Source organism: Globicatella sp. HMSC072A10 (assembly GCF_001811625.1).
GTDB classification, from domain to species: domain Bacteria; phylum Bacillota; class Bacilli; order Lactobacillales; family Aerococcaceae; genus Globicatella; species Globicatella sanguinis.
In genome coordinates, this window is sequence record NZ_KV805746.1 from 1 (window position 1) to 9,533 (window position 9,533).

Consider the following 9,533-nt stretch of genomic DNA (forward strand, 5'->3'; position numbering starts at 1 on the left):
ATTTTTGGCCCCTTTTTAGAATACAATAAACAAGGAATGAGTATGGGGAAATTCAATAGGATTAATTACCTTGAAACTCTTTTGGGTGAATGGTTAATAGTTGTAATACGACCATTCGACCCTTAGATATATCTGATAGATATTTACTCCTAATTATGTAAGGAGAATGGGAGTGGGTAAGAAGTAGAAAATCGATTGATTTTCGCTTCGTTTGTTCACCCCCCAAAGTTGGGAGTTGGCCAGAAGTTGAAAATTGAATAATTTTCGCTTCGTCGGCCTACCCCAGCACAGTTGACTAGGTCTCAATCAAGTCATTAAGACGCAGATTGAGACCACTCAACCACTTCGCTTTTAATTAGCGAGCAATCACCTGATTGAAATTATCAAGTTTTTGCCTAACATTTTTAAGACGAAGATTGAGACCACTCAACCATTACGCTAGTAGTTAATGAAAAATAATCTTAACTGATTTATCAGTTTATGCCCAGCCTAATATTAGATATCATTATTTTTTATTCAAATATTATCGTGGACCATTTTTCGGTTGACATTTACAAAATGTTTAAAGTTCATAATTTATTTAGGGTATCTCTATGTGATGCTTGTGATTTTGCGCTTAAAAACATATTAAAAAGTAATTTCTATCACAGAATATTTTCATTCACAAGCTCGTGTCTCATTTTGAGACATATTTTGCTTAATTATTAAGAATATATAAAGTTTAGCGAATTATTTTTTGGATTTTTATGAAAATGAAAATAACACCCAAAAAAGGCCGTTTTTGTGTCTCATAATGAGACATATTGAAAATCTTTGAAAACAAAAAAAGGCTTATTTTTATCGCTTTTATTATTTGTGGTGCGTTTGGAATGCTTACATTGTTCAATTAGTTTTCAGATGAAAATATCTAATCTGGTTTTGAAAAATGAAACTTTGTGAAAAAGATTTTTCGTTACCCTAATAACTGTTGTTCTCATAACTCCAGCTGAGTAAATCTTCCTTAATTGATATTAGAGATTCACTAGGGAATAATCGATTGGGATGAAATACATTATAAGAATCTAAAGAACTAAATAATTAGTGTTGCTGACTTTTTTTGATATATTTTTGATAGACCATCTTTTTGATAAGTCTTTTGATCTTGGTTGCGAAGTACTACAAGCTTCAAGCAATACATATTGTTGCGGTTTATTGTTAAAGATTATTATCAATTGGATATTTTTACATTCATCTCAATTTAATTTAACAGTGCCCTTATCAAATAAACCTCAATTATCAAATCTTACTTTTTTTTACCAATTACTTTTATAATTACTTAATAAAGGAATGTTGAGTAAGTAGTTTATGCAACATTATGTATAGGTTACTAAACAAGTCTATCAAATATTGCTAATTCTTTTTTATTAATCACTTTTTGTCTTCTTTAAATGGTTTCTTTTTACTTGAAGATGTTTCACGTGAAACATTAATGGGTAAATAGATATCAATTACCGGATATGTTATAATAGATTAATGAGAAATGAGGTGGTTTTAATTAAACTAGATCGTATAAAAAACTTCTTAAGGTTTTTTCATCAACTTGAACTAAGTTGGCAAATTTATTCCTTACTTTTAATTTACATTATTATTATGCTAATTGCATTTGTACTAAAATTTGAAATTGGTATTTTACTTCTACTTTTGTTAATAGCAATCTTTGTTTTTATTTATTATTATACGAATCGTTTTGTATCTAGAATAAAAATGATAGCCAATCAATTAGCAAAAGATATTAAAGTTGTAAATGAAAATGTATATGATAACTCAGCTATTGGGATTTTATTATATGATCAGAATCATCGATTATCTTGGGGAAATTCACTGGCAAATTCAATCATAAATTATAAGAATGCTGTAGGTCAAAAATTGGAGGACATTAATCCTGATTTAATGACTATTATTGAAACCATTGATAAGGAATGGCAAGTGATAACATATAATGAAAAACATTATCGAGTTTCTCATGATGTCAATAGTCGTGCTATCTATTGGATTGAATTTGAAAATGAATATAATATTCAGCAACAATATAAAAATAATCGTATTGTTTATGGATATTTACTATTAGATGATTTCGATGAAGTAGTACAGTCTTTAAATGATCAAGAAGCATCTAATTTTGATGCAGATCTTATCAATGAACTTAATAATTGGGCACAACAACAAGATATTTATATTAAAAGGATAGAAGATGATAAGTTCCTGCTTCTATTAAATGTTAAAACCTTAGGAAAATTAGAAAATCAAAAATTTAAATATTTTAGTGAAATTCGTGAAAAATATTACGCTAGGAATATTCCAATATCAATGAGCATCGGGATAGCCTATTCAACAGATGATAAAGTGAAAATCAATCGTTTAGCAAAAGAGGCTCAAATGAATTTAGATTTGGCTTTAGGGCGTGGTGGCGATCAAGTAGTTGTCAAAATGGATGAAGAACCTGCAAGGTTTTATGGTGGTGATACAAATCCTACTGAAAAACGTACCAATACCCGATCGAAATTAGTTTATCAAGCTTTAATTAATCAAATTGATCAAGCTAGTAATGTTATTATCAGTGGCCATAAGTACCCAGATATGGACTCTTTAAGTTCTGCTTTAGGTATTTATAAAATTGCAACTGAACGACGGAAATTAGCAAAAATTATTATTAACGAATCTACTTTTAATACTGATATTAAAAATCTATTGAATAGTCCACAAATTAGTTATAATTTAAAAAATATATTCATTGATTCAGAAACAGCTAAGACGCATTTGAATCCAAAAACATTATTAATATTAGTCGATCATCATCGCCCTTCCTTATCAGAAGCAGAACAATTATTAGTATATGGTCCAAATATCGTTGTGATTGATCATCATCGCCGAAGTGAAGAATTTCCTAAACAAACGGTATTAACCTATATTGAAACGACTGCTTCTTCAACGAGTGAATTGGTTACTGAGTTCTTTATGAATGTACGTAATGACAGTGAACCGGTTAATCGTTTCGAAGCAACGGCTTTATTGGCAGGAATCATTGTAGATACCAATAATTTTAGTATGAGAACAGGTTCCAGAACATTTGATGCTGCGAGTTATTTAAAATCACGTGGAGCCGATACTGAACAAATTCAAAGAATGTTACAAGAAGATTTATTGGATGTTAAAAAGCGTAATCAATTAATCGAACGTACAGAATTTTTTGATTCAGTTTATGCGATTACTCAAAGTGAATCAGGTCTTCCGATTGATAATGTGACAGCAGCTCAAGCTGCAGATGGTATGTTATCTTTAACACATGTGGAAGCTGCTTTTGTAATTTTCCAAAGAACGATGACATCTATTGGTATTAGCGCAAGAAGTTTAGGTAAGATTAATGTGCAAAAAATTATGGAATCATTAGGTGGCGGTGGACACTTATCAAATGCAGCAGCACAATTAGAAAATACAACGGTTGACGAAGCAAAAGAATTGTTATTGCAGGCAATCAATCAAAGTAAATAATGGAGGTTTTTTAATGAAAGTTATATTATTACAAGATGTCAAAAAACAAGGTAAAAAAGGTCAAGTAATTGAAGTATCAGATGGTTATGGCCGTAACTATTTAATAAAGAATGGTTTAGCTAAGTTAGCTGACGCACCTTCAATGAATCAATTAAAAGCACAAAAGGCTGCACAGCAAAGACAAGAAGCAGAAGAATTAGCTGAAGCAAAAGAGATTAAAGCGTTTATTGAAAAAGAAGATACGGTAGTTGAAATTAAAGCTAAGGCAGGAGATGGTCGTTTATTTGGTACGATTCCATCAAAACAGATAGCAGAAGAATTGAAAAAACAATATAAAATTGAAATTGATAGAAGAAAAATTCAAATGGAACAAAATTTATCATCTTTGGGATATCATAATGTTGAAGTTAAATTATTCCAAGATGTATTTGCTAAAATAAAAGTTCATGTTGTTGAAGCTTAAAACATAGATAAGTTGAAAATCAATTATTTTATATATAATACTAGACCTTACTAAAAAAGGTCTAGTTTTTGTTTTAAAGATTAGAATATGAAGGGGATAAATTGTGATGTTTAAGTTCATATATTTAACCTTGCAAGTACCCTATTCATTTAGTAAACTAGAGAAGAAATACTATTAAGGAGGGTCCTAATTATGGAATTAGTATCGAATGAGCGTGTAATGCCACACGATACATTAGCCGAACAATCAGTCCTTGGGGCATTACTCGTTGATCCCTCTAAAATGGGAACAGTACAGGCGGTTTTAGAAAAAGATGATTTCTATCGTCAATCACATAAATTAATATTTGAAGCCATTGAGAAGGTTTTTGATCGTGATGGTTCATTTGATATCGGGAATATACAAATATATTTAGATGCGAATGATGCATTAGAAAATATTGGTGGTGCGGAATATCTGGTTGAAGTGATTTCCAAAGCACCATCCACTGTTTATGTGGAGAATTATGCCAATACTGTAAAAAGTAATTCCATTTTAAGAAAACTTATTGTTTCATCGACTCAAATTATGAATGATGCTTATGCGGCTGGAGAAGATGTACAAGATGTTTTGGATAAGAGTGAAAAGCTGATTCTATCGATTGGTGAAAATAATCATAGCAATCGACCGAAAGAAATGCAAAAGTTAGTTCAAGAAGCATTTGAAAAAATAATTGAACTATCTGAAACACAAACCGATGTAGTTGGATTACCCTCAGGCTATGCTGATTTAGATAAATTGACGAGTGGATTCCAACCGGATCAATTGATTATTCTGGCAGCTCGTCCATCAGTTGGTAAAACCGCTTTCGCTTTAAATATTGCACAAAATGTTGCTACCAAGTCAAAAGTACCAGTGATTATATTTTCCTTAGAGATGGGTGCAATTGATATGGTTAACCGGATGATTTGTGCTGAAGGTAACATTCACGCAGGTAATTTGAAGACCGGTCAATTGACAGAGGATGAGTGGAATAGTTTAACAGTTGCTGCGGATACCTTACGAGAAGCGCCAATCTTTATTGATGATACAGCAGGAATTCGTGTCTCTGAAATTAGAGCAAAATGCCGTCGTTTAAAACAAGAACATCCTGAACTTGGGTTAATTGTAATAGACTATTTACAATTAATTGAAGGTAGTGGACAAGAAAACAGACAACAAGAAGTTTCTGAAATTTCACGACAATTGAAGAAATTAGCCAAAGAATTAGGAGTGCCTGTTATAGCGCTTTCACAGCTATCGCGTGGATTAGAACATCGCCAAAATAAACGTCCAATGTTAAGTGATATTCGTGAGTCGGGATCGATTGAACAGGATGCGGATATTGTTGCCTTTTTATACCGTGAAGATTATCACCAACAAGAAGGCGATGAAGAGGTCGAACATAATGATGAATTACCAGATAATAGTGTGGAAATTATTGTTGCTAAAAACCGTAGTGGTGCCCGGGATACGGTTAGACTCCTTTTTACTAAAGAATATAATAAATTCTCTAGTTTAACATTTGCTGAAATTCCGCCTGCATTATAGTGCCCAGTGTTCAGTTTAAATTCGTTATCTATCGATAAAAGAAGAGCCTAATAGCTACTCTCTCTAACATAGAGTGATCGCTATTAGGCTTTTTTAGGTTCAAAATAGGGTTCAACATGGACATCACAATCTTCAACTTGAAAATTATACGAGAGTATTGTTTCAATTTCTTCCGTAATATGATGAGATTCAATAACTGATAAATTACCATCAATTTTAATGGTGACATCAACATAAATTTTATTACCATTAAGGCGGGCTCTTAGATTTGAAACCTCATGTACTTTTGGATGTTTTAAAATAGTGGCACGATATTTTTCGATTTCTTCCAAATCGAAACCATCTGATAGAACAAAAGTTGATTCTTTGAAGATATCATAACCAGAAATAATAATAATGACTGCCACAATTAAAGAGAGAATAGTATCCATTATTGGAAGTCCAAATTGAGCAAAAATGGTTCCTAATAAGGTTCCAAAACTTATTAGAAAGTCATTCTTCATATCTGTCGCAGTAGCCTTTAAACCGAGACTATTCGTCATTTTAGAGAGTTTAGCAATATACTGGCTAGTAAACCATAAGACGATCATTGAAAAAATAGAAACATACATTGCCTTTTTATCCGTAACGGGAAAATCTCGATTGATTAATCGCTGAAAGCCGGTCGATAAAACATCAATTCCAATATAAAACATTAAGACAGAAGTAATAAAACTCGCAATTGTTTCAAATTTAGAATGACCAAAATGATGGTTATTATCCGCTGGTCTTTTCGCAATATTGATACCAACGAATACTGAAAGAGAGGCGATAATATCAGAGAGGTTATTTAATCCATCTGCTTGCAATGAGCTAGAATGAAAGATTTGTGCAAATACTAATTTTAAAATGGAAAGAATTAAATAGACAGAAACACTGATAGCTGCCCCTCTAGCAGCCATCAGTATTTTTTGTTGGTGGTTATTCATTTAAAAACTCCTTATTTATATAAAGTCCAGAAGTTTAAAGCATCTTCTAAAAGAATCTCTTCGTCAATTCCTTGGATACTAAACATTTTCTCAGCATTATCATTTGGGTCATTAACGTAGACTTTGCGGTTCTTACTATCATAGCCACGAATTAATAAAATGTGACCTACTTCAGTGAAGTGACCAGGTTGGACTGAAACAATGACAATATGATTTTGATTGAGCGCATCCATGGCATCATAAAAATTAGAACCAAAATTTTCAAACTGATAGTCATGTTCTATGGCAAAATCATAAAATATTTGCCAAGAAGTTCCTTCATTATGAACATAATAATCATTTTGACTCCAATTGAGGATTTCATTGGGTTCAACAATCCGATTTTGATAATAACTTTCAATCATCGATAACGACACTAATGCACAGCCATTTTCACCTAACTCTTTGGTGGTATTTGTTCCATAAGAAAGGGCCCGCCATTTTTTATTTTTTTGTAAAATTAACGGAATATCGATTTGTTCAACATTTGAGTCTGTGTAATTAGAAGGATGTTCAGGTAAAAAAAGATAGCCTGTATTTTCGATATCTATTTTTTGTTCTTTAAGCGTCTTGACGATATCATCTTGTGCTTTTAAGTAAGAATCATTGTATTGTTCTTTGATGAGTTGAGTAATGTCTTGTGCTAATGTAGAAGAGGTCGTTTCAGCTAATAAGCTATTGAAATCTATTTTTTCAACAACAGTTGTTTCCTCGATTGTTGTTTCTTCGATTGTTGTTTCTTCTTTTTGTTGTTTGATTTGTTCATTTAAAGCAATATTATTTTTTAGTTCTGTTTCTTCTTTTAATTGATTGATTAGCAATGATCCTATTAATATCACAATTAATGTAAAGATAATTGCAACTTGATGTATACTTCGTTTCATTGAAGCCCTCCGATTTTTTCATAGAGCTATTGTATCATAAAAATACTCATGAGTGAATTGAACTTGCCTAATGTAATATAAATGAAAAACATTTATCATGTAAGAAAATGTAACATGATAAGTAAATAAAATATTGACGTGATGTTCATTGATTATTATAATATGATTAAAATTCAAAGGGGGAATTAGGTGGCTAATAAAGAAATTAAACGAACTTTAGCAATTTTTCCAATAGGCACAATTATGAGCTTAACGGGGTTAACAGCTAGACAGATTCGATATTATGAAGATTATCAACTAATTTTCCCAAAACGAAGTGAGACCAATCGTAGATTATATTCACTCAATGATATTGATCGGCTTTTAGAAATCATGGATATGATGGATGATGGAATGACTTTGAAAGGAATTAAGAAATTTTACGAAAATCAAAATGAAAAATCAATAAATCATGTTGAGTCAAAACAGTTGACCGACCAAGACGTGAGACGAATTTTGCGTGATGAGTTAGATATTCGGAGTAGGTTTTAATTATTTGGAGGAAAAATTTTATGACATGGACAAAAGAATCAATATTACGCGATGCAGCCGAAAAAAATGTTAGATATGTACGTTTAATGTTCACGGATATTACTGGGACCTTAAAAAATGTTGAAGTACCGATTGCTCAATTAGAAAAAGCTTTAAATATGCAAATGATGTTTGATGGTTCTTCGATTGAAGGCTTTGTACGTATTGAAGAAAGTGATATGTATTTGATACCAGATTATGATACATGGTTAACTTTTAATTGGGCTGAGCATCAAGATACTGGTCGCATTGCACGCTTAATATGTGATGTGCATACTCCAAAAAGAGAACCATTTAAAGGGGATCCACGCAGTAATTTAAAACGCAGTTTAGTTAAAATGAGAGAGATGGGTTTTAAAAGTTTTAATTTAGGACCTGAACCAGAATTTTATTTATTCAAATTAGATGAATTTGGTAAACCGACGATGGATTTAAATGACGAAGGTGGTTATTTTGATCTTGCTCCCAATGATTTAGCTGAAAACTGTCGTCGTGATATTGTTTTAGAGTTAGAAGATTTAGGATTTGATATTGAAGCGAGCCATCATGAAGTTGGATCAGGTCAACATGAAATCGATTGGAAATATAGCGATGCTTTAACTGCCTGTGATAATATTCAGACATTTAAATTAATTGTGAAGTCTGTTGCTCGTCGTCACAATCTTCATGCTACTTTTATGCCAAAGCCAATTTTTGAAATTGCTGGTTCAGGTATGCACTTTAACTTATCTTTATTTAACGATGAAGGAAATGTATTTTACGATGAGTCTGCTCCAGATGGATTATCTCAAACAGCTAAGTACTTTATTGGTGGGTTATTAAAATATGCCCGTGCATACACCGCTATTTGTAATCCATTGGTTAATTCATATAAACGATTAGTTCCAGGCTATGAAGCACCGGTTTATATTGCGTGGAGTGGTCAAAACCGTTCACCATTAATTCGTATTCCTGCAGCCCGTGGTAATTCCACTCGTGTAGAAGTAAGAAGTGTTGATCCTTCTGCTAATCCCTATCTTGCATTATCTGTCTTATTAGCAGCGGGATTAAAAGGAATTGAAGATAAAATTGAACCCCCAATGGCTGTCGACCGCAATATTTATTCAATGACGCGTGAAGAACGCTTAGCTGAGGGTGTGAATGATTTACCCGGATCATTACGTGAAGCATTAAAAGAATTGAAAAAAGAACCGGTAATATTGGATGCGTTAGGCGATCATATTGCACAAAACTTTATTGCAGAAAAAACAATTGAATACTTCTCATATCAAAAACAAGTCACTCAATGGGAATTAGATAAATATCTTACTCAATACTAAGAAAATAGCCAATCAGCACAAAATAAGGTATGATGAGACTGAGCAGAAATTTTATTAATTTTTTGCCCAGTCTCATATTGTTATATTAAAGCTTAAGAGGTAAGTGGGGTGAGGCTGGACAAAAAATTGAAAAATTCAGTCAAATTAATGCTCGTTAATTTAAAGCGCAGTGGTTGAGTGGTCTCAATCTGCG

The 9,533-nt window shown here is 32.2% G+C and carries 7 protein-coding genes; 5 read left to right on the forward strand and 2 right to left on the reverse strand.

Going from position 1 to position 9,533, the window contains the following annotated elements:
- Positions 1-1,524 precede the first annotated feature (1,524 nt).
- From HMPREF2811_RS06850 to dnaB, 3 genes are all read left to right on the forward strand, one after another.
- Positions 1,525-3,528, forward strand: coding sequence for a DHH family phosphoesterase (locus HMPREF2811_RS06850; protein WP_168164959.1), 2,004 nt, complete (start codon positions 1,525-1,527; stop codon positions 3,526-3,528).
- 13 nt (positions 3,529-3,541) lie between these two features.
- Positions 3,542-3,991, forward strand: a complete 450-nt coding sequence (rplI, locus tag HMPREF2811_RS06855; protein WP_066126437.1) for a 50S ribosomal protein L9 — start codon at positions 3,542-3,544, stop codon at positions 3,989-3,991.
- Between the two features lie 192 nt (positions 3,992-4,183).
- Positions 4,184-5,560, forward strand: a complete 1,377-nt coding sequence (gene dnaB / locus HMPREF2811_RS06860; protein WP_071408694.1) for a replicative DNA helicase — start codon at positions 4,184-4,186, stop codon at positions 5,558-5,560.
- 83 nt (positions 5,561-5,643) lie between these two features.
- On the opposite strand, the gene HMPREF2811_RS06865 is transcribed toward dnaB, so the two are convergent.
- Together HMPREF2811_RS06865 and HMPREF2811_RS06870 are read right to left on the reverse strand one after the other, a co-directional pair.
- Positions 5,644-6,528 carry a cation diffusion facilitator family transporter gene (locus HMPREF2811_RS06865; RefSeq protein WP_084802035.1) on the reverse strand — a complete coding sequence of 295 codons (885 nt, stop codon included), beginning with the start codon at positions 6,526-6,528 and terminating at the stop codon, positions 5,644-5,646.
- Positions 6,529-6,539: 11 nt separating this feature from the next.
- A complete protein-coding gene (locus tag HMPREF2811_RS06870; RefSeq protein ID WP_071408695.1) occupies positions 6,540-7,451 on the reverse strand; it encodes a C39 family peptidase in 912 nt (303 codons plus the stop codon).
- Positions 7,452-7,640: 189 nt separating this feature from the next.
- Here HMPREF2811_RS06870 and HMPREF2811_RS06875 point away from each other — a divergent pair, with 189 nt between their 5' ends.
- Positions 7,641-7,982, forward strand: a complete 342-nt coding sequence (locus HMPREF2811_RS06875) for a MerR family transcriptional regulator (RefSeq protein ID WP_141749273.1) — start codon at positions 7,641-7,643, stop codon at positions 7,980-7,982.
- A 20-nt stretch (positions 7,983-8,002) separates the two neighbouring features.
- Positions 8,003-9,340, forward strand: a complete 1,338-nt coding sequence (glnA, locus tag HMPREF2811_RS06880; RefSeq protein WP_071408696.1) for a type I glutamate--ammonia ligase — start codon at positions 8,003-8,005, stop codon at positions 9,338-9,340.
- Positions 9,341-9,533: the final 193 nt, after the last annotated feature.

Coding starts and splice junctions, on each gene's coding strand:
- HMPREF2811_RS06865 (WP_084802035.1), bottom strand. CDS start 6,528: ATGAATAACCACCAACAAAAAATACTGATGGCTGCTAGAGGGGCAGCT.
- dnaB (WP_071408694.1), top strand. CDS start 4,184: ATGGAATTAGTATCGAATGAGCGTGTAATGCCACACGATACATTAGCC.
- glnA (WP_071408696.1), top strand. CDS start 8,003: ATGACATGGACAAAAGAATCAATATTACGCGATGCAGCCGAAAAAAAT.
- HMPREF2811_RS06870 (WP_071408695.1), bottom strand. CDS start 7,451: ATGAAACGAAGTATACATCAAGTTGCAATTATCTTTACATTAATTGTG.
- rplI (WP_066126437.1), top strand. CDS start 3,542: ATGAAAGTTATATTATTACAAGATGTCAAAAAACAAGGTAAAAAAGGT.